The 24,597-nt window shown below is 62.6% G+C and carries 23 protein-coding genes; 3 read left to right on the top strand and 20 right to left on the bottom strand.

Annotation, left to right across the window (positions count from 1 at the left end; all coding sequences use genetic code 11):
• The first annotated feature begins 2 nt into the window (after positions 1-2).
• Complete coding sequence (gene ade / locus ACFOMH_RS06560) at positions 3-1,700, top strand: adenine deaminase (RefSeq protein ID WP_377743378.1); 1,698 nt, start codon at positions 3-5, stop codon at positions 1,698-1,700.
• Here the strand turns inward: ade and ACFOMH_RS06555 are convergent.
• From ACFOMH_RS06555 to ACFOMH_RS06520, 8 genes are all read right to left on the bottom strand, one after another.
• The gene (locus tag ACFOMH_RS06555) at positions 1,697-2,512 is read right to left on the bottom strand and encodes a hypothetical protein (RefSeq protein ID WP_377743376.1); all 816 of its coding nucleotides are present in this window, start codon (positions 2,510-2,512) and stop codon (positions 1,697-1,699) included. The two genes, ade and ACFOMH_RS06555, sit on opposite strands and share 4 nt — an antisense overlap.
• On the bottom strand, positions 2,509-3,819 hold the full coding sequence (locus ACFOMH_RS06550) for a hypothetical protein (protein WP_377743374.1): 1,311 nt from the start codon (positions 3,817-3,819) through the stop codon (positions 2,509-2,511). The genes ACFOMH_RS06555 and ACFOMH_RS06550 overlap by 4 nt, the downstream gene beginning before the upstream one ends.
• Positions 3,809-5,152: a DUF4123 domain-containing protein gene (locus ACFOMH_RS06545; RefSeq protein ID WP_377743372.1), complete on the bottom strand. Its 1,344-nt coding sequence runs from the start codon at positions 5,150-5,152 to the stop codon at positions 3,809-3,811. Before ACFOMH_RS06545 ends, ACFOMH_RS06550 begins: the two co-directional genes overlap by 11 nt.
• A 143-nt stretch (positions 5,153-5,295) precedes the next feature.
• A complete protein-coding gene (locus tag ACFOMH_RS06540) occupies positions 5,296-6,228 on the bottom strand; it encodes a BKACE family enzyme (RefSeq protein ID WP_377743438.1) in 933 nt (310 codons plus the stop codon).
• Positions 6,228-7,136: a 3-hydroxyacyl-CoA dehydrogenase gene (locus ACFOMH_RS06535; RefSeq protein WP_377743370.1), complete on the bottom strand. Its 909-nt coding sequence runs from the start codon at positions 7,134-7,136 to the stop codon at positions 6,228-6,230. Before ACFOMH_RS06535 ends, ACFOMH_RS06540 begins: the two co-directional genes overlap by 1 nt.
• 10 nt (positions 7,137-7,146) lie before the next feature.
• Positions 7,147-9,666, bottom strand: a complete 2,520-nt coding sequence (locus tag ACFOMH_RS06530; RefSeq protein ID WP_377743368.1) for a branched-chain amino acid ABC transporter ATP-binding protein/permease — start codon at positions 9,664-9,666, stop codon at positions 7,147-7,149.
• A 4-nt stretch (positions 9,667-9,670) separates the two neighbouring features.
• Positions 9,671-10,549 (bottom strand): branched-chain amino acid ABC transporter permease, encoded by an 879-nt coding sequence (locus ACFOMH_RS06525; protein ID WP_377743367.1) that lies wholly within the window; start codon positions 10,547-10,549, stop codon positions 9,671-9,673.
• Between the two features lie 65 nt (positions 10,550-10,614).
• Complete coding sequence (locus ACFOMH_RS06520; protein WP_374425134.1) at positions 10,615-11,868, bottom strand: ABC transporter substrate-binding protein; 1,254 nt, start codon at positions 11,866-11,868, stop codon at positions 10,615-10,617.
• Between the two features lie 169 nt (positions 11,869-12,037).
• Here ACFOMH_RS06520 and ACFOMH_RS06515 point away from each other — a divergent pair, with 169 nt between their 5' ends.
• Complete coding sequence (locus ACFOMH_RS06515) at positions 12,038-12,727, top strand: GntR family transcriptional regulator (protein ID WP_374425133.1); 690 nt, start codon at positions 12,038-12,040, stop codon at positions 12,725-12,727.
• A gap of 21 nt (positions 12,728-12,748) precedes the next feature.
• Positions 12,749-13,516, top strand: a complete 768-nt coding sequence (locus ACFOMH_RS06510) for an SDR family oxidoreductase (RefSeq protein WP_377743365.1) — start codon at positions 12,749-12,751, stop codon at positions 13,514-13,516.
• 35 nt (positions 13,517-13,551) lie between these two features.
• Here the strand turns inward: ACFOMH_RS06510 and ACFOMH_RS06505 are convergent, their stop codons facing one another.
• The 12 genes from ACFOMH_RS06505 to motA all read right to left on the bottom strand — a co-directional run bounded on the left by ACFOMH_RS06505 (position 13,552) and on the right by motA (position 24,597).
• Positions 13,552-14,244, bottom strand: coding sequence for a NapC/NirT family cytochrome c (locus tag ACFOMH_RS06505; protein WP_377743363.1), 693 nt, complete (start codon positions 14,242-14,244; stop codon positions 13,552-13,554).
• A gap of 1 nt (position 14,245) precedes the next feature.
• Complete coding sequence (locus ACFOMH_RS06500) at positions 14,246-14,704, bottom strand: nitrate reductase cytochrome c-type subunit (RefSeq protein ID WP_374425130.1); 459 nt, start codon at positions 14,702-14,704, stop codon at positions 14,246-14,248.
• Positions 14,704-17,205: a periplasmic nitrate reductase subunit alpha gene (napA, locus tag ACFOMH_RS06495; RefSeq protein ID WP_377743437.1), complete on the bottom strand. Its 2,502-nt coding sequence runs from the start codon at positions 17,203-17,205 to the stop codon at positions 14,704-14,706. The genes ACFOMH_RS06500 and napA overlap by 1 nt, the downstream gene beginning before the upstream one ends.
• A 2-nt stretch (positions 17,206-17,207) precedes the next feature.
• Positions 17,208-17,465: a chaperone NapD gene (locus tag ACFOMH_RS06490; protein ID WP_374425129.1), complete on the bottom strand. Its 258-nt coding sequence runs from the start codon at positions 17,463-17,465 to the stop codon at positions 17,208-17,210.
• Positions 17,458-17,916, bottom strand: coding sequence for a ferredoxin-type protein NapF (locus tag ACFOMH_RS06485; protein WP_377743361.1), 459 nt, complete (start codon positions 17,914-17,916; stop codon positions 17,458-17,460). The genes ACFOMH_RS06490 and ACFOMH_RS06485 overlap by 8 nt, the downstream gene beginning before the upstream one ends.
• A gap of 39 nt (positions 17,917-17,955) precedes the next feature.
• The gene (locus ACFOMH_RS06480) at positions 17,956-18,147 is read right to left on the bottom strand and encodes a periplasmic nitrate reductase, NapE protein (protein ID WP_374425127.1); all 192 of its coding nucleotides are present in this window, start codon (positions 18,145-18,147) and stop codon (positions 17,956-17,958) included.
• A 977-nt stretch (positions 18,148-19,124) separates the two neighbouring features.
• Positions 19,125-19,520 carry a hypothetical protein gene (locus tag ACFOMH_RS06475; protein ID WP_374425126.1) on the bottom strand — a complete coding sequence of 132 codons (396 nt, stop codon included), beginning with the start codon at positions 19,518-19,520 and terminating at the stop codon, positions 19,125-19,127.
• On the bottom strand, positions 19,517-20,626 hold the full coding sequence (gene flhB, locus ACFOMH_RS06470; protein WP_377743358.1) for a flagellar type III secretion system protein FlhB: 1,110 nt from the start codon (positions 20,624-20,626) through the stop codon (positions 19,517-19,519). The genes ACFOMH_RS06475 and flhB overlap by 4 nt, the downstream gene beginning before the upstream one ends.
• Entirely contained in the window at positions 20,623-21,354 is a 732-nt protein-coding gene (locus ACFOMH_RS06465) for a flagellar biosynthetic protein FliR (RefSeq protein ID WP_374425124.1), read from the bottom strand. The genes flhB and ACFOMH_RS06465 overlap by 4 nt, the downstream gene beginning before the upstream one ends.
• A 23-nt stretch (positions 21,355-21,377) precedes the next feature.
• Positions 21,378-23,465, bottom strand: a complete 2,088-nt coding sequence (locus ACFOMH_RS06460) for a flagellar biosynthesis protein FlhA (RefSeq protein ID WP_374425123.1) — start codon at positions 23,463-23,465, stop codon at positions 21,378-21,380.
• Positions 23,462-23,734 (bottom strand): hypothetical protein, encoded by a 273-nt coding sequence (locus ACFOMH_RS06455; RefSeq protein ID WP_377743356.1) that lies wholly within the window; start codon positions 23,732-23,734, stop codon positions 23,462-23,464. The genes ACFOMH_RS06460 and ACFOMH_RS06455 overlap by 4 nt, the downstream gene beginning before the upstream one ends.
• A complete protein-coding gene (gene motA / locus ACFOMH_RS06450) occupies positions 23,731-24,597 on the bottom strand; it encodes a flagellar motor stator protein MotA (RefSeq protein WP_374425121.1) in 867 nt (288 codons plus the stop codon). The genes ACFOMH_RS06455 and motA overlap by 4 nt, the downstream gene beginning before the upstream one ends.

Raw genomic sequence — 24,597 nt, 5'->3', positions numbered from 1 at the left:
CCATGGACGATCTGGAACGGCGTATCGCACAGGCGCGCGGGGACATGCCGGCCGATCTTGTCCTGCGCGGCGGTCAGGTGTTCGATCTAATCACCGGCGAAATGCTGACGGGCGACGTGGCGATCTGTGGCGACCGCATCGCCGGGATCGGCGCCTATGACGGCGCGCGGGTCATCGACGTGGCCGGGCTGGTGCTGGTGCCCGGTTTCATCGACACCCATCTGCATGTCGAAAGCAGTCTGGTCACGCCGCATGAATTTGACCGCTGCGTGACCCCGCGCGGCGTCACCACCGCCATCTGCGACCCCCATGAGATCGCCAATGTCATCGGGCTGGACGGCATCCGCTGGTTCCAGACGGCGTCCGAACAGCTGTTGATGGATCTGCGGGTGCAGCTGTCATCCTGTGTCCCCTCGACCGAGATGGAGACGGCCGGCGCCCGGATCGGGGCCGACGATCTGCGCGCCGTCATGGGCCATCCCTCGGCGATCGGACTGGCCGAATTCATGAACTATCCCGGTGTCATCCATCGCGACCCCGGCGCCATGGCCAAGCTGCGGCTGTTCGCGGGCGGCCATATCGACGGCCATTGCCCACAGCTTTCGGGCCGCGACCTCAACGCCTATATCGCCGCCGGCATCCGCACCGAGCATGAGGCGACGACCGCCGCCGAGGCCCGCGAAAAGCTGCAAAAGGGCATGCGGGTGCTGATCCGCGAAGGTTCGGTCAGCAAGGATCTGCATGCGCTGCAACCGCTGCTGACGGTGGCGACCAGCCCCTATATGTGCCTGTGCACCGATGACCGGAACCCGCTGGATATCGGCGAGCACGGGCATCTGGATTACATGATCCGTACCCTGATCGCATTGGGCACGCCGCCGCTGGCCGCATATCGCGCCGCCTCGCTTTCGGCGGCCGAGGCGTTCGGGCTAAAGGATCGCGGGCTGATCGCGCCGGGGCTGCGCGCCGATATCGTCGCGCTGGACAGCCTTGCCGGTTGTCACGCGCAGCTGGTGCTGGCCGGGGGCCGCGTCGTCGATGCGGCGGCTTTCGCCGTGCGGCCGACGCTGACGCCCATCGGGCGCGGTTCGGTGCGCGCGCCGCGCGTGGCCGCCACCGATTTCCGCTGTTCCGGCAACCGCAGCGAAACCGATGTGATCGGCATTCTTGAAGGCAAGATCATCACCCGCCACCTGCGCGAAGAGATCACCCCCGAAAATGGCGACAAGCGTCCCGATCCGGTCCGCGACCTGATGCGCATCGCCGTGATCGAACGGCATGGCAAGAACGGCAATATCGCCACCGGCTTTGTCCACGGCTTTGGCATCACGCGCGGCGCCATCGCCGGCACCGTCTGTCACGATCACCACAATATCGCCGTGGTCGGGGCCGATTACGACGATATGGCGCTGGCCGCGAACCGCCTGTCGGACATTGAGGGCGGCTTCGTCGTGGCCCAGGGCGACCGCATCCTTGCCGAACTGCCCCTGCCCGTCGCCGGGCTGATGAGCCTTGAACCATTCGAGACCGTGCGCGACCGGCTGGAAACCCTGCGCGCGGCGGCGAAAAGCCTTGGCGTCACGCTGGAAGAGCCGTTTTTGCAGCTGGCCTTTCTGGCGCTGCCGGTGATCCCGGCGCTAAAGATCACGGATCGCGGCATGGTCGATGTCGAACGCTTCGAGATCATCGCCGCCGGCTAGCCGCGACAGGAATAATCCTGTCCCTTGGCGGCGGCGCGGCCCTTGGGCGTCGTCTCGAAGGGGATCGGCTGGCCGTTTTCATCCATATGGATGCGGGGCGCCTTGCTGCGCGGCAGGCCGATATACAGCCGCGCCCGGTCCATCACCGCCAGTCCGGGATTCCCGCAGACGTCGCTGGTGGCGCGGGCATCGTCCTTGTATTTGACAAAGATGCGTTCGGCGCCGGGGATCTTTTGCCGAAAGATCTCGTTCAACAGGTTCAGCGCCGCACTTGGCCCCTTGGCCAGCGCAACCGCCTGATCCAGCCGTTCCAGACTGCCGGGTTCCTGATAGCGGGCCAGATAAAGGGCATAGGCCTGATCGGACTGTTCATCCAGCACCTGTTGGGGGCTGGGTGGCACGGGATAGCGGGCCAGCAATTGCCGACGGTAATCCAGATTGAAATGTCGCAGCGCATTGTAATAGCCGCCGGGCAAAGGCTTGTCGGTCGCGGCCAGCCGTTCCAGCGCACGGGCGAAGGCCTGCCTGACCTCATCCGGGGCGCGTTCGTCCTTTTTCAGGATATCGCCGGTCAGGACGACATCCATGAAATCCTGAACATAGGCCGTATCCCAGTCCCAGCTTGAATTGGGGCCGATGCCCCGGCTGTAATAGCCGATTACCGCCGAATGACAGGCATTGTCATAGTCGCTGCCAAAGGGATCGTTATTGGGCCAAAGCATCGCCGGGATCGTGGCGGGATCGGCCGCCAGGACATATTCCACGACTTCCTCGGGGCAGCTTTTGTTCAAAAGATCAATATAGTCGATCATGTCCTGCCCTTGTATTTCATCGCGCCGCTGCGGCACCGGTCCCATTGTCCCTTGCGCAGAAAGGTCGCCTCGGTGAATTCGGGCCAATATCCCATCAGGTTCAGCGGATCGCGCGCCATGATGACAACCCGGCTGCGTTCGACGCTAACATCTTTCCCTTCCGGGGCGATAGCGGGTTCGGTATTGGTCGCGGGTTCGGCGCTGACGGGTTGCCCGCATGAGGCGCGCAAATGCCCGGGAAGTTCGGCGCAATGGGGATCGTTGGGGTGATAGAGGCCAAAGGCATGGCCGGCCTCATGCGCAAGGACGGCATAGCTGTCCTCGATCCCCCAGCTGCCGACCGTCGTATCGGAATAGTCCTTATAGGCAAAGGCCGGGCCGCGCCCGACCTCGGGCACCGATCCATTCGCCTCGGGCAGATGGGTCGCGTGGACGAAATAGACCAGCGGCAGAACCCGGTCGTCATCAATACCCGGATAGGCCTCGACAAAGGGGGCGATATCCTTGGCCAGAATGAATTCCTCACCGGCGTCATTGGCGCCGCCGGCGAATATCACATCGCCATCCACCTCGCCAAAGCCGTCGATATAGCGCGTTTGACCGATGTCCTTCAGGTTGAAGGCATAATCCCCGACCAGCGACGCAAGATCGCCCGAGGCCCCCAGATCGATCCTGCCGATATCGATGACCTTGAACCGGATCAGCGCCTGTTTGTACACACGGTTCAGAAAGCTCTGCAATGCGCCGGCATTATAGGAAACCGGGCGCGTAAAGGGGGCATCGATCCAGCCGGCAACCGCGCGCACCTCGATCAGCTTGTAGCACACGACATGCACCCAACCCAGTTCGGCGCCGTTGCACATGACCTTGATCGTGGTTTCGCCCTCGGCCAGGCCGCGCAGGCGAAAGGCGGCATTGTTGGCGGCGATTTTCTGATCCAGCAATTCGACGATGCCCGCCGGATCCGGTTCAAAGCTACAGTTCAACAGGCAGCCATTGCCGGAATGCCCCTCGAACGCGATCTCAAGCTCGGTCGTCTCGCCCAGCCCGACCGAGGCCCAGGCCGCCCCATCCTGGGTATAGGGATCGGATGGCGCCGCCTTGGCCTTGGCCGGCGGCAGCCAATATTCCTCGGACCCGCGATTGTTCACCAGATTGGTGCGCGCATCGAACCCCCGCACCCGGTCGGGCGTGCGCGCGCCGTCAAAGGTCGCCACCTCTGGGCAACAGGTCGCCGTGGACGAGACCTTGCCCGAAGGGGCCGCGCCGCGCGGCTCGGTCCGGGCGGTTGCGGATTCAGTTTCCATCGCAGCGCTCCGTGATCTGTTGCCATGCCCTGCGGCACAGCCCGTGCCAGTCGCGTTCCCCCGGCGCCTCGCCAAACAGGAACGGGTCGTCATAAAAGCGATAGCCCAGAAACAGCGTGATCAGGGCGACGGTTTCGATCAGCTCGGCCGGCGCGCGGCGGTGCAGCGCGTCGGCGCGGGCGCGCTCGGCCAGAATGCGGGCCTTGTGCTCGGCGGCCAGCGGCAGGTGGCGGGTCAAAAGCCCGGCGATCACCCCCTCGGTCGGTTGGGGTGGCTCGCCATGCAGGGCCGGCTCGGCCAAAAGCGCCGCGCGCGCGGCCATCAGCGCCGGCAGATGCGATCCGTCATAGGCGGCGCGAAACGCCGGGCGCAGGGGTTTGTGACGGGCCTCGCCATCCGACAGCAGCACGGTCTCGATGCCCGGATAGCGCCCCGATTGCACGAACCAGCCGCCCAGATGCACCATCATATGCGCCAGATAGGCGAATTCATCCTTGAGCGTGAAACCATAGCCCCGGCCAAGCGCCACCACATGCGCGCCGATCCCCGCCCGGCGATGCGGATCGGGGTCGCCCAGTTCGGGATAGGATTCGCCCAGCCAGCGGCCGATCTCGCCCTCAAGCGCGACAAAGGCCAGCGCCGCCAGCGCCGCCTCGTCCCGCGCCTCAAGGCAAAGCGGCTCGCGCGCGCGGCCCCCGGGCAGGCGACCAACCGGGACAAAACACGCCATCTGGCCCGGCCGGCTTTCCGCATACCATGCCAGCGGCAGGCCGGACCGCGTATGGCAAAGCCGCGCCACCCGATCCGGCCGGTTCATCGCCGCATCCAGCAGCACGGCCGCCGTCGGCGGATCCCAAAAGCGCAGCAATAGCGAGGGCGGCTCATCGGGGTCGCGCCGCACCTTGATCAGCCCGCGCAGATGCGCGCGCAGCTCGTCCAGCGGTGCGGCGGTGCGCAAAAGAACCGCGCTGCCCGGCCCCTCTGGCGTGGAAAACAGATCGGACAGGAAACGGTCGCGGGCACGGCCCGAACGACCAAGATCGATCAGCCACGGCCCGACCTCATCCTGCGCAGTGCCGGTTCCCAAAAGCGCGGTCGCGTTCAGCACCGGGTCCAGCATGTCCAGATCGTTCGTGCCGCGCAGCCGGCGCCGCTTTTCCCCGTCGATCAGCGCAAAGATCCCCTGCCCTTCGGGCAAGGGATCGAATTCCGGTGCCAGCCCGGCGGGAAAGACCGGGCGGTCCCAGAATGACAGACCCGAAAGATCGCGACCTTGAAAGGCAATCAGGCGCCGCGTCAACGCGGGCTGGCCGGTCGCGGCGGAATCCTGCATCTGAATCAACAATCTGACATTATATTATTCAAATCGCATCCTGCCTAACATCTCAGGGGATGACAGGCAACGACAAGGGCCGCCTTCGCCGGTGGCCATGCGCCGCCGGAAAGGGGATGCGGGAAACATCTGGCCGGGACGGGCTAGAACTCGACCTTGTCGGCCCCTTTCAGCGCCAGGATCTCGCGCGCCTCGTCGGGCGAGGCGATATCAAGGCCCAGCCCCTCGATGATCTGGCGGGCGCGGGTCACCTGTTCGGCATTGGATTTCGCCAGCTGTCCGGGACCGTTCCATAGCGAATCCTCCAGCCCCACGCGGACATGGCCGCCCATCGCCGCCGACATCGCGGCGATCGCCATCTGGTTCTTGCCAGCGCCCAGCACGGACCAGCGGTAATTGTCGCCAAACAGGCGGTCGGCGGTGCGCTTCATATGCATCACATCCTCGGGATGCGCGCCGATGCCGCCCATCAGGCCGAACACCGTCTGGATGAACAGCGGCCCCTTGACGATGCCGGCATCGAAGAAATGCTTGAGGTTATAGAGATGCGCCGTGTCATAGCATTCGAATTCGAACCGGGTGCCATTCGCGCCCAGCGTGGTCAGGATATGTTCGATATCGCCGAAGGTGTTGCGAAACACGATGTCGCGGTTTGACAGGTAATCGCGTTCCCATTGATGTTTCAGGCTGTTTTCAAAGCGGTTGAGCATGGGGAAAAGACCGAAATTCATCGTCCCCATGTTCAGCGAGGCGACCTCGGGTTTCCATGTCGCGGCGGGGCGGACGCGTTCCTGAATGGTCATGGTCGGCGCGCCGCCGGTGGTGATGTTGACCACGCAGTCGCTGCGCTGCTTGATGACGCGCAGAAAGGGTTCGAACGCCTCGGGGGTCTGGTCGGGGCGGCCGTCCCGCGGGTCGCGGGCATGCAGATGGACGATGGCCGCGCCCGCCTCGGCGGCGCCGATGGCGGCCTCGGCGATTTCCGAGGCGGTGACCGGAAGGTATTCCGACATCGAGGGCGTATGAATGGCGCCGGTCACGGCACAGGTGATGATCGTCTTGCGGGGCTTGGCCATCATGTAGTCCTTTCGCTGCGGGCGCGCAGATGCGCGTCCAATGCTGACAATTCGCGGTCGCGCCAGTCCTGACGGGCGCGGATATCGGTGTCGGGGAATGCCTCGGCCACGATCTGGCCGGCGGCCTCGGTAAAGGCCTCGCCGCGCGCGGCGCTGTCGGTCAGCCGCGCCAGCATCGGGCCATAGCGGCGGATATAATCGGGCACCCCCCCCGGCGCGTTCAAAAGGATCGTTTCCAACGGCCCCATGAAAGCCCAACGGCGGCCAAGCCCGTGGCGGATGGTGTCATCCAGCCCCTCGACGCTGACCACGCCATCGGCGACCAGCCGCAGCGATTCCGCCAGCAGCACCGCCTGTAGGCGATTCAGCACAAAGCCGTCGATTTCGCGGCTCAGCCGGGCGGGCACCTGTCCGACCCGCCGGAACAGGGCCTCGGCCCGGTCCATGACCCCGGGCGCGGTGGCGGGCGATGGGCAAAGCTCGACAATGGGCACAAGATGCGGCGGGTTCACCGGATGCGCGACAAGACAGCGCGCCGCCCCCGCCAGCCCCTCGGACCAGACCGAGGGCATCAAGGCCGAACTGGACGAGGCAAGGATCGCATCAGGCCCCGCCAGCCGGTCCAGATCGGCGAAAAGCGCGCGCTTGATCTCGGCGTTCTCGGGACCGTTTTCCTGGACCCAGTCGGCGCCCTGCAAGGCCTCGGCGAGTGTCGGAAAGGCGCCGATCCGTCCGGCAATAGCCGGATCGCCCCCGGCATCGGCGATCATGGTTGCGATATCGCCGGGCAGCCGGTCCAGCACGGCGGGATCGGCGTCCCAGACCCGCACCGGCAGGCCCGCACGGGCAAAGACAAAGGCCCATGATCGGCCGATCAGCCCCGCGCCAACGATTGCGATTGTGGTCATGAATATCCCCTTAGAGCCACAGCACCTGACGGCGCAGATCCAGATCGGTGGCCAGCGCCCGCGACGGCCCGTCATGAAAGACGCGGCCCATTTCCAAGGCCACGGTACGATCCGACAGCGCCAGCGCAAGGTCCAGATTGTGATCGACGATCACGATGGACAGATGTTCGCGCAGCCTGTCAAAGCTGTGAAAAAGCTGCTCGACCACCGCCGGCGCCAGCCCCTCGAAAGGCTCGTCCAGCAGCAGGACACGGGTGTCGCCCGACAATGCGCGGGCCACGGCGGCCATCTGCTGTTCGCCGCCGGACAGACGATCCGCCTCGGTCTCCATCCGCTCGCCTAGGCGGGGGAAGAATTCAAGGATCTGCTCATCGGTCCAATGGCTGCCGGCGCCGGTGCGGCGCTTCATGCGGCCCAGTTCAAGGTTTTCGCGCACGGTCATGCCGGCGAAAAGCCCCCGCCCCTGCGGCACATAGCCGATGCCCGAACGCGCGATGGTCGCGGGGTCCAGCCCCGCCAGTTCCTGCCCGTCAAGCCGGATCGAACCGGCGCTGACCGGCGCGATCCCGATCACCGATTTCAGCAGCGTCGATTTCCCCGCGCCGTTGCGGCCCAGAAGCGCAAGGATTTCGCCCTTGCGGATGTCAAAGCCGACGTCATGCAGGATATGGCTTTTGCCGTAATGGACGTTCACGCCGCTGAGCACGCAGATCGGATCGCCCACCTCGCCGTGATGCGCGGATGCCGCGACCTCGGCGGTGCCCGAGCCGATATAGATCTCGCGCACGGCGTCCGAGTTGCGGGCATCGTCCACGGTCCCGTCCAGCAGCACCTTGCCCTCGTTCATCACGGTGACATGGTCGGCAAGGCTGAACACGCGGTCGATATCGTGTTCGACCAGCAGCACCGGAATATCGGCCGAGACCTGCTTGATCAGATTGCCGACCCGTTCGCGTTCGGCGACCGAAAGTCCGGCCAGCGGCTCATCGGCCAAAAGAACGCACGGATGATTGGCCAGCGCAAGACCCAGATCCAGCAGCCGCTGCCCGCCATAGGACAGCGAGCCGGCCTTGGCATTCTCCATCCCGGCCAGACCGACCCAGACGATGATTTCCCGCGCCTTGTCGTTGATGCGCGCGATGCCGGTCGCGGCGGTCCAGGGATTCATCCGCGCCGGGTCGCCCGCCTGAATGGCAAGACGCACGTTTTCCTGCACGGTCAGGTCGGGAAACAGGCTGGTGATCTGGAAGGACCGGCCCATGCCCAGCTCGGCGATGCGGTTGGCAGAAAGGCCCGCCACCTCATGCCCGGACAGCGTGACCTGCCCGCTGTCGGGGGTCAATATGCCGCTCAGCAGGTTGAAGGCGGTGGTCTTGCCGGCGCCATTGGGTCCGATCAGCGCATGCAGGCTGCGGTCCCGCACATCGATGCTGACCCCGTCGACGGCCCGGAAAGCGCCAAAGCTTTTCACCATATCCTGCGCCTTCAGGACCGAGCCGGCGGCATCGCCCCGGGCGCGCAGCATCGCCGGCAGGGGCAATGTCTCGACCCGGCGGTCGGACATGGCGGCGGCGGTGTCGGGGCCGGGGAACAGCCGCGTCGCGATCTGGCGGCCGATGCCGACCAGCCCGTCGCGGGCGAACAGCACAAAGCCCATGAAGACAAGCCCGAACCACAACAGCCAGTTTTCCGTATAGATCGACAGATATTCGCGAAACAGGATATAGAACACCGCCCCCAGCGCCGGCCCCAGAAAGCCGCGCATACCGCCGATCACCGTCATCGCCAGCAATTCGCCGGAAAAGACGATGGACATCGGCTCGGCCGAGGTCAGGCGGTTCTTGTAAAGCAAAAGCACGCCCGCCAGCGCGGTGATGCTGGCCGACAGCACGAAAGCCGCCAGCTTGTAGCGTTGCGTGTCATAGCCAAGCGCGGTGGCGCGGGTCTCATTCTCGCGGATGGCCTCAAGCACATGGCCAAGGGGCGAATTCACGAACCGCCACATCAGCCCGGCGGCCAGCAGCGCGATCAGCGCCACCAGCAGATAGAAATTCATATTGTCGTTCAGATCGACACCCAACAGCACCGGACGCTCGACCCCGCCAAGACCGTTTTCGCCCCCGGTGACCGAGGTCCAGCGAAAGGCGATGGTGAAGCCCAGCGCCGACAGCGCCAGCGTCATCAGCGAGAAATAGACCCCGCGCCGGCGCAACATCAGCCAGCCAAAACCGGCGGCGATGGCGGCGCTTAGCCCGACCGCAACCACCAGCGGCAGGATCAGCGCATCCCCCGGCAGCGCCAGCGCCACCAGCGCCGCGATATAGGCGCCAAGCCCGAACCAGGCGCCGTGACCAAAGGACACAAGGCCCGTATAGCCGGCCAGAAGGTTCAACCCCATACAGGCCAGGGCAAAGATGACGACCTCGGTCGCCGAGGTGGTGGTCAGCCCGGCCAGCCCCATCAGCCATGGCAGGATGGCGGCGGCGACAAGGGCGATCAGCAGCGGATGAACCCGCGAATTGGTTTTCATGGCATCACTCAAAGCGCAGGATCCGCTCGCCCATCAAGCCGCGCGGGCGCAGCATCAGGACCAGGAACATCAAGAGATAGATCGCGGCCAGCGACCATGACGGCAGGCCGATGGCGATCACCAGCCCCTTGACCAGCCCGACCAGCAGCGCGGCCAGCACCACCCCCCAGAAGCTGCCAAGCCCGCCGATGACCACGACGACGAAAGCGGCGGTCAGCACCTCGGCGCCCATGGCGGGATGGACCGGGACAATGGGCGCCATCAGCACGCCCGCAAGACCCGCAAGACCGATGGCGATGCCGGCGACAGCCGACAGATAGGGGCGCAGCGAAATCCCCATCGCCGCCAGAATGTCGGGGTTCTGGATGCCGGCGCGGACGATGCGGCCAAACGCGGTGCGGTTCAAAAGCAGCCACAGCCCCGCCACCGCCGCAATGGCCACGACAATCAGGAAAATGCGATAGCGCGAATAGATGAAATCGCCCAGAAGCACCTGCCCGCGCAGCAGCTCCGGAATGTTATAGGCCAGTGGCGCCGAGCCAAAGATCCAGCGCAGCGACTGTTCGATCACCATCGCCAGCCCAAAGGTCAGCAGCAGCGAATACAGCGGATCGGCGCGGTAAAACCGGGTGAACAGCAGGCGTTCGGTCACCATGCCAAGGCCCGCCACCAAAAGCGGCACCACGATCACCGCGCCAAAGAACCCGGTATAGGGCGAGACGACAATCGCCAGATAGGCGCCGATGGCAAAGAACGCCCCATGCGCAAGATTGACGATCCCGCCCAGCGAAAAGATCAGCGACAGCCCGATCGCGATCAGCAGGTAATAGAACCCGTCCAATACGCCGTTCAAAAGCTGCGACAGGAAAAGAAAGGTGTTCATCCCATGCCCTCAGGTTGCGCCGGGGGCACGAAACCCGCGCCCCCGCTTGGTTCGTGCCCGGCGGATCAGGACGCGAAACTGCATGTTCCGCCCACCGCATCGGCGATCAGCCGTTCAAGCGGCTGGTCGGGCGCGGGCAGCGGGCCGGTGGTGGTAAAGATGTCCCATTCGTTTTTCGCCTCGGCCGGCGGCAGGGCGGTGATGGCATAGATTTCCTGCAAGAGCTGATGGCTTTCCGGGTGGAAATAGCCCTCGCGGGTTTTCATCATGTCGAATTTCGCGTCCGGGCCTTCGAAATATTCGATGATCGCCGCCGCATCGGTGCCCTTGGTGTCGCGCATCGCCTGCGCGAGGATATGGATGGCCATGTAATCGCCCCAGGCCTGATTTTCCGGCGGCTTGCCGTATTGATCGACAAAGGCCTTGGTAAAGGCCTGCGAGCGCTCGGTCGGGATCAGGTGGTTCCAGACCGAAGGCCAGGTGCCCTTGAAGTTCTCGACCCCGGCGGCCCAGGCCATGGCGGTGTCAAAGCCGAACCCGCCCAGCGGGAAATCCAGCCCGAATTCGCCATATTGCTTGAAAAAGCTGGTGATCTGGGTGCCGGCCAGGTTCAGCGCCACCAGATCGGGCGCCGCCTCGCGGATCTTGAGCATGAAGGACGAGAAATCGGTGGCATCGGTCGGGATCAGATCCTCGCCGGCAAGCGTGCCGTTATTGCGTTCCAGAAACGACTTCGCCCCCGCCGAAAGATCGTGGCCAAAGGCATAATCCGCCGTCAGAAGATACCATTTCTTGCCATCGACCAGCCCGCTTTGCAGCAGATGCTCGCCCTCGGCGTTCACATACATGATGTTCTGGGTTTCGACATGGAACATGTGGCGTTTGCAATCCGAACCGCGCAGGGCATCGGAATTGGCGCCGGTATTGATGAACAGGGTCTTCGCCCGCTCGACCGTCTGCGCGATGGTCAGCGCCGAGGCGGACGAAATCTCGCCCACGATGGCCGCCACCTTGTCGCGCTCGATCATGCGCTCGGCCTTGGTCGAGGCGGTTTGCGGATTGACCGAATCCTCCTTGAGGATCTGCAACTGACGGCCGTTGACGCCACCGGCGGCGTTGATTTCCGCCACCGCCATGTCGACGGCCATCACGGCATATTCGCCCAGAGGCCCAAGAAAACCGGTGCGCGGCGTCAGATGGCCCAGCACGATCGGCCCGTCCTGCGCGCGCAGGATGGACGGCGCCGCCAGCGTCCCCACCGCAAGCGCACTGCCGGTCCGCAAGAAGCTGCGACGGTCGAAATTACGGATATGGCTCATCGAACATTCCTCCCCATTGTTCGCTGGCTGACCGCTTTGCGTCCCCTCCGGTCGCTGCGATCTGAGATCACAGTTTATGCGACGGATCACTTTGTCAACAAATTACTCGCATTCCTGTTGCAAACTGAGATCACAGTTGGCAGCATACCCGGAACCCGGAGAACCCCTGATGAAGCAAGACGCCCCCCTGATCACACAGCCGGAACGGCCGGATTCGCTGGGCCGACAGGTCTATGACATCCTGTCCGAGATGCTTTTGTCCGGGCGTCTGCAACCCGATGACCGCATGTCCATGCGCGAGCTGGCCGATCGCATGGGCGTGTCGGTGATGCCGGTGCGCGAAGCGGTCAGCCGCCTTGTCGCCGCCGGTGCGCTTGAGGTTCGGCCGAATCGCGCCATCGCGGTGCCGCTGTTGACCCGCGCCGGGTTTCAGGACCTGACCGAAATTCGCATCCATAACGAAACCCATGCCACGCGACTGGCCGCTGAACGCATGTCGGTTCAGGGGATCGATCAGCTGCGCCAGCACGACCGCGCCTTTCGCGACGCGCTGGCCAGCCCGGATGGCCGCGATGCCGTGCGCGCCAACAAGGCGCTGCATTTTCATGTCTATGACGCCGCCGGCTCGCCCATGCTGCGCGAGCTGATCGCGACCATGTGGCTGAAGGCCGGGCCGATCATCAATCTTGACCTCGGCGAGGCATCGCGCCGGTCGCGCAGCGCCGCCTCGGTCCGCAATCACGCCGATCTGGTCGAGGCCATCGCCCGGCGCGATCCCGATGGCGCGGCACAGGCATTGGCCGAGGATATCCGTTCGGCCGCGGCCTTCATCCTGTCGCGGGACGCTTTGCGCGACTGATCATCACAAAGGAAGGGTAAGATGGATCTGGATCTGCGCGGACACCGCGTCATCGTGACCGCCGGCGCCGCCGGCATCGGCCGCGCCATCGTCGAGGCGTTTCTGGCCGAGGGCGCGCGCGTCGCCACCTGCGATATCGACGCCGAGGGCCTGGCCACCCTGCCCGATCAGGTGCTGCGCCAAAGCGTGGATGTCGGGGATGCCGGGGCCTTGCGCGATTTCATCCGCCAGTCGGTGGCCGATCTGGGCGGGCTCGACTGTCTGGTCAACAATGCCGGCATCGCCGGGCCGACCGCGCGGGTCGAGGATATCGACCTTGCGGCATGGGATCAGTGTCTGAACATCTGTCTGACCAGCCAGTTCACCGCCTGTGCCGAGGCCGTGCCCCATCTGCGCGAAAGCGGGAATGCCGCGATCATCAACCTGTCATCGGCGGCGGGGCGGCTGGGGTTTCGGTTGCGCACGCCCTATGCGGCGGCGAAATGGGGGGTCATCGGGTTGACCAAATCGCTGTCGATCGAGCTTGGCCCCGACGATATCCGCGTCAATGCCGTGCTGCCCGGACTGGTCAGCGGCGACCGTCAGCGCCGCGTGCTTGAGGCCAAGGCCCAGTCGCAAGGCCGCCCCATCGCCGAAATCGAGGCGCAGGCCTTCGCCGGCACCTCGATCAAGCAATATGTCACGCCGGGACAGATCGCCGACCAGATCCTGTATCTGGCCAGCCCGCGCGCGCGCACGATTTCGGGACAGGCCATTTCGGTCTGTGGCGATATGCAGATGCTGGCCTGAACGCGGCCAGCATCGATCCGCAAGCCATTGCGGGATCAGCCCTGCGTCGCGCGCTGATCCAGATAGCCCTGAACCTCTTCGGCGCCGCCGGCGGCGGGCGTGGGCGTCCCCTGCATTTCGGGCGGCACGACCCAACCGGGATCGACGCCGGTCATGTCGGGCAATTCATGCGCGATGCCCTTGTGACAATCGATACAGGTCGCCTCGCCGGTCAACAGAAAGCGGGTATGCATTTCGGCCGCCCGCGGCGCCTGCCGCGACAGATCCATGGCCGCCGAGGTGTGACAGTTGCGGCATTCCAGACTGTCATTGGCCTTGAGCCGCGCCCATTCGTGCTGCGCCAGTTCCAGCCGTTTTTCCAGAAACTCCTGTCGGGTGTCGATGGTGCCAAAGATCTTGCCCCAGACCTCTTTGCTGGCCTGCATCTTGCGGGCGATCTTTTGCGTCCATTCATGCGGCACATGACAGTCGGGACACGAGGCGCGCACCCCGGAACGGTTCGAGAAATGGATCGTGTGCGACAGCTCTTCATAGACGTTGTCGCGCATTTCATGGCACGAGGTGCAGAATTTCTCGGTATTCGTGACCTCGAGCGCGGTGTTGAACGCGCCCCAGAAAATCACCCCGCCGATGAACCCGCCCAGCACCAGAAACCCCAGGCCAAGCGTGCCCGCCGGCGTCCACAGCACCCGCCAGAGCCAGCGAAAAGGTTGCAATATCCTGCGCATCCTATTCGCTCCCGGCGCTGGTCACGCCCATCTGCGACATGTCGGTGAAGGTATTGCCGATCAGCTCTGGCGCATCGGCCTGGGGCACATGGCATTGCGTGCAGAAATACCGCCGGGGCGATACATCGGCCAGCATCTGCGTGTCGCGGCCCATGTAATGGGTCACCGAAATCATCGGCGCGCCGGCCCCAAGCGAATTTTCGCGCTTGTGACAGGACATGCAGCGGTTGGAATTGACCGAAAGCTGATACCCTTCGATCGAATGCGGGATGACCGGCGGCTGTTCGGGATAGGCCCGCATCAGCCGCTTGTCATCGGTGACGTATTTTTCCAGCGGCGCCGCGGCAATCGGCTTCATCGGGTCGGGCGCGGGGCCATTCAATTCGGGCACGTTCTGGGCCAGCACGAAGCTGGCCGTAAAACAGGCGGCGAGAATGGCGATCAGGCGAAACGGTTTCATCACACGGCCTCGATCTTGACTGCGCATTTCTTAAAGTCGGTCTGTTTGGAAATCGGGTCGGTGGCATCCAGCGTCACCTTGTTGATCAGCTGGCTGGCATCGAACCAGGGCACAAAGATCACGCCCTTGGGCATGCGGTTGCGGCCACGGGTTTCGACCCGCGAACGGATCTCGCCCCGGCGCGAGATGACGCGCACCTCGGCCCCCTGATTGAGCCCGCGTTCCCGCGCGTCGATGGCATTCATGAACACCTTGGCGCCGGGAAAGGCCTTGTACAGTTCCGGCACCCGCATGGTCATGGAACCGGAATGCCAATGTTCCAGCACCCGCCCGGTCACCAGCCACATGTTGTATTCGTCATCCGGGCTTTCGGCCGGCGGCTCATATGGCAGGGCGATGATCACGGCCCGACCATCCGGGCGGCCATAGAATTCGACATCCGTACCCTTGGTGACATAGGGGTCATAGCCTTCGCGGAACCGCCAGCGGGTTTCCTGCCCCTCGACCACGGGCCAGCGCAGGCCGCGCACCTCATCGCTTTGATAGGTGTCATAGGGCGCCAGATCATGGCCATGGCCGCGGCCAAAGGCTGCATATTCCTCGAACAGGCCCTTTTGCAGGTAAAAGCCCAGTTCGCGCGATTCCTGGTTAGCGTAATCTTCACGCAGTTCGGAAATCGGGAACTTGTCGACCTGACCATTGGCGAACAGCACCTGGAACAGGGTCTTGCCCTTGTATTCGGGATTGGCCTCAAGCAGCTCGGCCGGCCACACCTCATCGGTGGTGAAGCGTTTCGAGAACTCGACCAGCTGCCAGGTGTCCGAACGCGCATCGCCGGGCGCATCGACCAGCTGGTGCCAGGCCTGGGTGCGGCGTTCGGCGTTGCCATAGACGCCTTCTTTTTCCACCCACATGGCGGCGGGCAGGATGATGTCCGCGGCCAGCGCGGTGACCGTCGGATAGGCGTCCGAAACCACGATCATATTGTCGGGGTTGCGATAGCCGGGATAGGTCTCGTTCTGGGAATTCGGCGCCGCCTGCAAGTTGTTGGTGACCTGAATCCAATAGAAATTCAGCACCCCATCCTTCAGCATCCGATCCTGCAACACGGCGTGAAAGCCGGGCTTGGTATTCAAAAGACCCTTGGGCAGCTTCCACAATTCTTCGGTATGGGCGACATGTTCGGGATTGGTCACCACCATGTCGGCGGGCAGGCGATGGGCAAATGTGCCTACCTCGCGCGCCGTGCCGCAGGCCGAGGGCTGACCGGTCAGCGAGAACGGCGAATTGCCCGGCTCAGAGATTTTGCCGGTCAGCAGGTGGATGTTATAGACCATCTGGTTGGCCCAGACGCCGCGCACATGCTGGTTAAAGCCCATGGTCCAAAGCGACATGACCTTTTTGGTCGGATCGGCATAAAGCTCGGCCAGCTCTTCAAGAAAGCCCGGTTCGACCCCCGATAGCTCGCTGGTATATTCCAGCGTATATTCGGCCACATGCGCCTTGAAGCTTTCGAAATCCGAAGGCTCCATCTTGCCGGGATCGGAATTGCCGGTCGCCGCCTGTTCCAGCGGATGTTCGGGGCGCAGGCCATAGCCGATATCGGTCTGGCCCTTCATGAAGGTGGTGTGCTTGGCGACGAAATCCTCGTTCACCCGGCCGGTCTGGATGATGTGATTGGCGATATAGTTCAGGATCGCCAGATCGGTGCCCGGTTTGAACACGATCGGAATATCGGCAAGGTCCATGCTGCGATGGGTGAATGTCGACAGCACCGCGCATTTGACCCCCGGTGTGCCCAGCCGGCGATCGGCCAGCCGGGTCCACAGGATCGGGTGCATTTCCGCCATGTTCGACCCCCACAGAACAAAGGCGTCGGCATGTTCGAAATCGTCATAGCAGCCCATCGGCTCGTCGATGCCAAAGGTGCGCATGAAAGCCACCGCCGCCGAGGCCATGCAGTGGCGCGCGTTCGGGTCAAGGTTGTTCGACCGGAAGCCGCCGCGCATCAGCTTGCTGGCGGCATAGCCCTCCATCACGGTCCATTGGCCGGAACCGAACATGCCGACGCCCTGCGGACCCTTGGCCTTGAGCACCTCTTTGGCCTTGGCGGCCATGGTGTCAAAGGCCTCGTCCCAGGTCACCGGTTCGAATTCGCCGTTCTTGTCGAACTTGCCGTTGGTCTTGCGCATCAGCGGCGTGGTCAGCCGGTCCTCGCCATACATGATCTTGGACAGGAAATAGCCTTTGACGCAGTTCAGGCCGCGATTGACCTCGGCCTGCATGTCGCCGTGGCTGGCCACGACCTTGCCATCCTTGACGCCCACCATGACGCCGCAGCCGGTGCCGCAGAAACGGCAGGGGGCCTTGGACCACTTGATCTGAAGCGCTTCGACACCGCCCGGCACCGGCTGCGCCCCCGCAACCAACGGCACCCCCACGGTCGAGGCCGCAAGTGCGGCTGCATGCGCCTTGAGCAGGCGACGTCGGGTAATATCCATGCTCATCGGAAGTCCTCCGTTTCTTCGGCATGTTCATAGACCATGTTCGCGGTCTGAACGCCGGGCATCAGGTTGATACGGGTGAGTTGATCGCCAAGGGCGCGCGTGCTTTGGCCCTCGATCGTGACGATCAGGCGGCTTGCGTCACGGCCGTGAATTTCGACCCCTTCAAGCCCTTCGATCTGTTGGCAAAGCGCCTCCATCGCGCCCGGTGTGACACCGATGACGGCGGATGAGATATGCCAGCGCGGTTCAGGCATCTGCGGGTTCCTTTCGGATGGGCACGATGGCATCGGCGGGACAGGGGGCAATGCAGGCGCCGCAGCCCGTGCACAGCGCCGCGTCCAGCACCGGGTGAAAGGGCGCGCCGATGCGTGACTGCATGCTGATCGCGGCCTCGGGACACATGTCGCGGCAGGACATGCAGGCGATGCCCGCACGGGTCAGACAGTCATCGCCGATGCGGACAAGATGCGCCATGACGCGCGGGGCGACAAAGACCGGCTCGGGACAGGCGTCGGCGCAGGCATTGCAAAAGGTGCATTCGCCCTGTTCGGGAACCAACAGGACGGCATCGTCGCGGATTGTCAGGATATCTTGCGGACAGGCATCGACGCATTGCCCGCAACCCGTGCAGGCGGCAAGACTTTCCGGCAGTGCCCCCGGCGGCAATGTGCGCAAAGGCAAAGCCTGCGCGTGGCCGGCAAGCAAGCGACGGCGGGATATGCTGGCATGGGCTGGCATATCGCCTCAGTGCGACGGAGGCCCCGGAGGCCCGTTCAGGATTTGCAGCATCCAGACCAGGAACCCGTATCCGCCGACGGCGCCAATGGCGACAATCGGCCAGATCCCGAAGGCCAGGACAAGGAATGCCATGATTTCGCTGAACCGGCTGGCGGGGGCCGCTGCTTCGTTTTGTTGCGTCTGCTGGTTATCGGGCATGCGGACCTCGACTGGGTTTGATTGACCGATGCGCCATGCTACAATTTTTAGTTGAAACTCTCAACACAGATATCCCGCCAAGTTCTTAAAAAGACGATGAAACCGCCCTGCTCCCAAGGTTCGCCCCACCGGCGAAGCAATGGAATGCGCCCCGATTTCTAGCGCTGCGGGCGGCGGGCGCCTTGATCTTGCGCAAATTTTGATCCGGATTTTCAAGAAAAGTTATAATGACGCCGCGGGCGAAAAACGCGGCCTCGTTGCACGCATCGACCGCGCGGGAACGCCGGTCCTGTGGTTTTAAGCGCAAGCCTTGGTGCGCCCTGCCCCCGGGGATCCGGCCGCGTGGTTTGGCCCCGGGAACCTGGCCTCGGGGCCTTGGACCAAACCACGCGGCCGGATATCCAGCTTCGCAACGCGAAAGCCACGCATCCCACGAGAACGGGCAAAGACACAACGACGGGCAACCGAAGGAACCTCCAAGCGGATCGATCAAGTCCCTGCGCATAGCGACCGGGGCAAACGCCCCTCGGCGCGCCAGACCCGGTTGCACCAAACCCGGCCATCCGCCTCGGAAAGCCCGCTGATTGGCGGCAGACATCCCTCCAATCACGATCCGACTGAAATCACAGGCGGATCGGCCGAACACAATGTGCATCGTCCCCGTGCCAATCCGAGAAAACAGGGCCGATTGCCCGGCGATCCGACAGCGGCGACAGGCGCAGTCCCCAAACTATATTGTATGGTACGGATGAACGATTGTTTCGCCCCGGCATGCCCGGACGATCCGGCCAAACACACGATTCGGCCGACTTTTCGGGAAACAAGCACCCATGCCCAGAAAGCCTTCGCGCCCTTCGCGCACCATCTGCGGCAGCAAACCGGACCGAAGGCCCGGGTATGATCCCCGGAGACGAGTAAATCCTGCCTGGAGCCGCGCCGACAAACACGGATCGCAGCGCCGGGGACGAAAATCGCCGCTAACCTATATCATTGGTCAGCTTGCGGATTCGGTCCGCCTGATCCCCCTCTGCCGAGCTGGCATGCAGGTTTTTCAGCACCTCTGCCCTGCCAAATTCGCGCATGGCGCGTTGACGCGCGGCATCAAAGCCCGGCAATAGCCTTTGAAGATCCGCCTCTGCGGTCAAAAGCGCCTGACTTTTTTCGCAGGCAATCGCATTGGTCAACCGGGCCTCATTGACCGAAAACGGGCTGTCCGAGCGATAGATCGCCTCCAGTTCCCCCTCGATCCTTGTCACACGCTCGCGCGCCGCAATCAGATGCGCGCGAAACGCGGAAAAGCGGCGCATCTCCAGATCGGATTTCAGCCGCGCAATTCGTTCAAGCTTGCCCAATGCATCTGTTTTTCGGCTCATGTCCGAGGTCCCTTGCGAATCGCCAGACCGCCCCAGCCGTCGCGCGCCTTCTTGCGCACGGCTTCGGCAAATCGGATCGCCGCGGCGACGGGACCGAAATGCTCTGCCCGGATCTCTTCGCCGATTTCCACAGTGGCGTGCAGCGCCCGCGCACAGGGCGGGTCCGACCAGATCGGCACCTGATGTTCGTTCGCGCGTTCACGGATGCGCCGCGCAACCTCGTCAACGCCTTTGGCAAGACAGACCGGCGCCCGACCGCTGCCCCGCTTCCATTCCAACGCCACCGCGTAATGGGTCGGGTTGACGATGATGACATCCGCCTTTTCCACATCCGCAAGCATCGAGTTCAGCACGATATCGACGCTTTTTTGCCGGCGTGCGGCCTTCAGATGCGGATCGCCCTCGCTCTCTTTATGCTCGTCCTGCATTTCGCGCCGTGTCATGCGCTGGCGCTTGAGATATTCCATCCGCTTCCATAGCAGATCGACACAGGCAAAGACCGCACCAATCCCCAGCGCCAGCATCAGCACACGCCGCAAAATGACGGCAAGCCCCTGCACCCATTGCATATCCGCCATGGCATCCGCCGTCAGCAACCAGGACAGCAGCGAGGCATAAAGCAACCAGCCGCCGATCCCGACCAGAATGACCTTGCACAAGGAGATCGCAAAGGTGACGAGTCCGCTTTTGCCAAACTTCTGGCCGGCATTTTTGACCGGGTTGATGCGCTTGATGTCAGGGATCAGCTTCTTGGGTGTAAAGACCAATGACCGCTGCGCCACCATCCCCAACAGAACAGGCATTGCCATGATGCCCACGACAGCCAGCGTCATCAGCCCGGCATATCCGGCAATTCCATGCGCGATATCCATGACCGATTGCCCTCGGGCATCGGGCCAAGGCTCACTTCCCAAAGCCCGCGCCGCCATGCCCATCCAGCCGGGCACCGCCCAGGATATGGCAAAGCTCGCCGCAAGCCATACCCCCAGATACATCAGGACCGACTGCAATTCGGTCGAACGTGGAATATCCCCTTCGCGCCGTGCCTTGCGCAGTTTGCTTTCAGAGGCATCAAATTGTTTGTCGTCCTGGCTTTCCTCGCTCATGGCAGGTCCGTCTGCATGATGCCCATGACCGCCTCTGCCCAGATCGAAATGATCGACGGCACCAGAATGACAAGCGCAAGCAGCGCAAGAAGGATCGCACCGGGCGCGGCGATAAAGACGACAGGAAGCGCCGGCATAACCTTGCTGATCATGCCGGACAGCAGCTGGAACAGGAAGCCGCCCAGAATGAAGGGCGCAGCAAGCATCATCGCAAGCATGAAGCCGCGCTGCACAAAGGAAATCGCCACCGGGAGGATCGCGGTCACGTCAATCGCACCACCTAACGGACGCAAGACAAAGCTTTCGCGCAGCAGGTCACAAACCAACAACGGAAAGCCCAGCGCCATGATCAGGGCAAGCCCCGCCAGATGCAGAATCCCACCGATCGGATGCGGGGAATATTCCGTCGCGACACCAACCAGTTGTGACAGCGAGGCCGTCGCGGCGATGGCCGACGCGGCGACATCAAGGGCGACAGCAAACAACCGGACAAGTCCACCAAGCGCAAGACCGGACACAACCTCAGCCGCTGAAAGCATCGCAAGATGCGCAACCGATTCCGGAAGCCCCCCAATTGTCGCATGTTCGGCCAATAGCGGAGTCAATGACATCGCCAATGCCACGCGCACCCGCATCGGCAACAAGCGCTCGGACAGAACCGGCAATGCCAAAAGGCAAGCCTGAACCCGACAATAGGTCAGCAGAAAACCTATCAGCATCGAATTCATGCCCGGATCCATAGCAGGGAGCATTAGGGATTGACCGTGCCGCAGAGCCGGACCTGCGCCGAAGGGTCGATTTCCTCCAAGCCCATGACAGGAATTGCGATGCCGGAAGCAGACAACATCATCCGTACCAATCGGCGACGGTGATCGGGAACCGCGAGCACCGCATCTGTCGCCGCCGGAGTGTTCGCCAATGTGGCTTGAACAGCATCAGCCAATCGTTTCTGGATGTGCGGAATGGGCGCATTTCCGGTGCGGCCTGCCTCACTTTCGGCGCGGGCGATCTCGGCCTCCCATTTCGGATGAAGTTGCAGAATGTCCAGGTGGCCGTCCTGACCCAGAAACTGTTCGGTAATCTGGCCACGCAGACGCTTGCGAACCAGTTCATAGATAGCTTCCGGGGTGGATGCATTGCGCGCCTCATGGACGGCATCCGTGATCAGGACAAGATTGCGAATGGAGAGCCGCTCATCGAGCATACCTCGCAGCACCGTCAGCAAGAGTTCGGGCGCCACCTTGTCTGGCACCATTCCGTCGAAGAACCGCTGGTTCAATTGAGCTCGATGCTCATCCGAGACATTGCACAGCTCGCGGATCATGCGCTGCATCGAAGACATGGTCAGCAAGACCGACAGATTGGATTTCACAACCTCCATCAAATGGGTGGACAGCACCTCCATAGGTGTAACGACTGTCGCCCCAGCGATCGCAGCTTCATCCTGCGAATCCGGTCCTATCCAACGTGCCGGACTGCCATAGACCGGTTCACGAATACTCTCACCCGGAAGGCCAGCCAACACCGGATCAGCACCTAGTGCTAGGACATATTGCGGATGCAACAGTCCGCGCCCCCGAACCACGCCTTGCAGCCGAATGACATATTCCCCGTCACCAAACCCCGCTCCGTCCGTAATCCGCACGTCTGGAAGAATTAAGCCGTAGGCGCGCGCAACATGCATACGCAGGTTGGTAATACGCTGGCCAAGCCCCCGACTGGTGTCCAATGCGCTGACAATGAGGCCTGCGCCAATTTCAACGCACAACTCATCCGTATCGAGCACATCACCGATACGCGTTTGAACCGGCGTTGCGATCTCAGGCAGTTTTGCAACTTCGGTTTCATCGGTGGCGGCGGCGTTTCGCGTACGGGCGTACCATGCCGCGGCCGCGAGGATCGCCGCAAGAATGAGAAAGATAAATGTGGGCATGCCGGGCACCAACCCAACAAGCATCATCCCTCCTGCAGCAACTGCGGGAACATGCCAGTTGCTGGTCAATTGCTGAGACAGCAGGTCGGCGGTGGTTTCGGTTGCACCGCCACGCGACAAGAGCAAGGCGGCCGCCATGGATGTGATCAAAGACGGAATCTGGCTTACCAGACCGTCACCGATGGTCAGCTTCGAATATGTTTCAAGCGCCTCGCCGATAGGCATCGAATGGATCAATATACCAGCAGCAAGCCCGACAAACAGGTTGATCATCGTGATCACAAGACCTGCGATCGCATCGCCCTTGACGAACTTGGACGCACCGTCCAACGAACCAAAAAAGCTGATCTCACGTTGCTCGCGTACGCGACGACGCTTTGCTTCTTCGTGATCGATCGCTCCGGAATTCAGATCCCCATCGATTGCGAGCTGCTTCCCCGGCAATGAATCAAGGGCGAAACGAGCCGACACCTCGGCCATACGGCCCGAGCCCTTTGTGATCACCATGAAATTCACGATCGAGATCACGGCGAATACGGTCAAACCGATCAGCAGGGACCCCCCGGCCACAAATTCCGCAAAGCCATTGATCACATGTCCGGCGGCGGTGGGTCCATTCTGGCCGTTCGTCAAAATCAACCGTGTCGACGATACATTCAGCGACAGTCGGATCAGCAAAGACACCAGCAGAAGAACCGGAAAGGCTTGGAAATCCGTAGGTCTTTCGACCAACGAAGCCATGACAAGGATGAGGGTTGCTGTCGCGATGGACAGCGCAATCCCGAAGTCCAGTACCGATGCTGGTAGAGGGATCACCATCGACAGCACGATCAGGACCAGAACGCCAGTAATTGCCAGCGGCCTTAGTGAGATTCCCATACTTGTCGTCTGATCGGTCAAGCTCATTTTTGTTGCTCTCCAATCGTGGCCGGTGACAAAAGACGGTCGGCGGTCCAACCAGGACCGGTTATCATCCCCGATCTACGCAGGAAAATCAGCACTTCTATTCTGTCTGCGGGGGGCAGCGCCATCAGCCGCGCATCGATATCGGCCGGCAAAGGTTCACCATTCAACAGATGGTCGGTTGCTTCCTGAATCAGGGCGTCACGCGCCGTCGATACTGTCGAGGGCGCATCGCCAGCCAAGGCAGCCGAAATAAGCAGTGCCACGATCACGATGCCCTCTTAAGTTCCCGCAACGCGTCTTCCAGCTTGCCAAACGTGGGGCGAACATGATCCGGAGCAGCCTGTCGCCCCACCTCGACGCACAGATTCGTCGCGTGCTGATGCAGACCGGCGACCAAGACCGATTTGATGACATCATAAAACGCCTGATCCTGTTTCATGACCGCGCTGAGACGCTGTGCGAACGGAGCAACAAGCGCGTACGCCAAAAACACGCCAAGGAAGGTACCCACCAGCGCCCCACCGATCATTTTCCCCAACACTTCGGGAGGCTGATCGATTGCGCTCATGGTCTTGATTACGCCCAACACCGCAGCAACGATCCCCAAAGCGGGCAACGCATCGGCCATATTCTGAAGCGCGTGAGGCGCGTGCATCGCCTCTTCGTTCATCAGGCCGATCCGCTGCGACAGCATCTCTTCGACCTGGTATGGATCATCATAGTTCAAACTGGTCGAACGCAGCGTGTCCGTGATAAGCCCAATCGCATGCTCATCCGCCATTATCTTGGGGTAGGCTTGAAATATAGCAGACTCTTCCGGGTTTTCGATATGCTGCTCAAGCTCGACCGGGTTGGACCTGGCAACGCGCAGCAATTGAAACAGCAAACACAAGACATCCTGCAAATCGGACTCATGCCAACGCGGCCCTTTAAGACTGCGGCCAATCCCGGAAAGCGCTTGCTTGATCACTGCCGTTTCGTTGGACAACAGGAACGAACCGATTGCTGCCCCGCCGATCATCATCAGTTCGAATGGCAGCGAATGCAGGATTACTTCAAGCTTGCCGCCGGCAAGAATATACCCGCCAAAAACCATCGCGAATGTTAATACGATGCCAATCATTCCAAACAT

The sequence above is a fragment of the Paracoccus mangrovi genome (assembly GCF_042648425.1).
Lineage (GTDB): Bacteria > Pseudomonadota > Alphaproteobacteria > Rhodobacterales > Rhodobacteraceae > Paracoccus > Paracoccus mangrovi.
The sequence above is the reverse complement of the archived record's forward strand: the minus strand, read 5'-3'. Positions and strand labels throughout refer to the sequence as shown.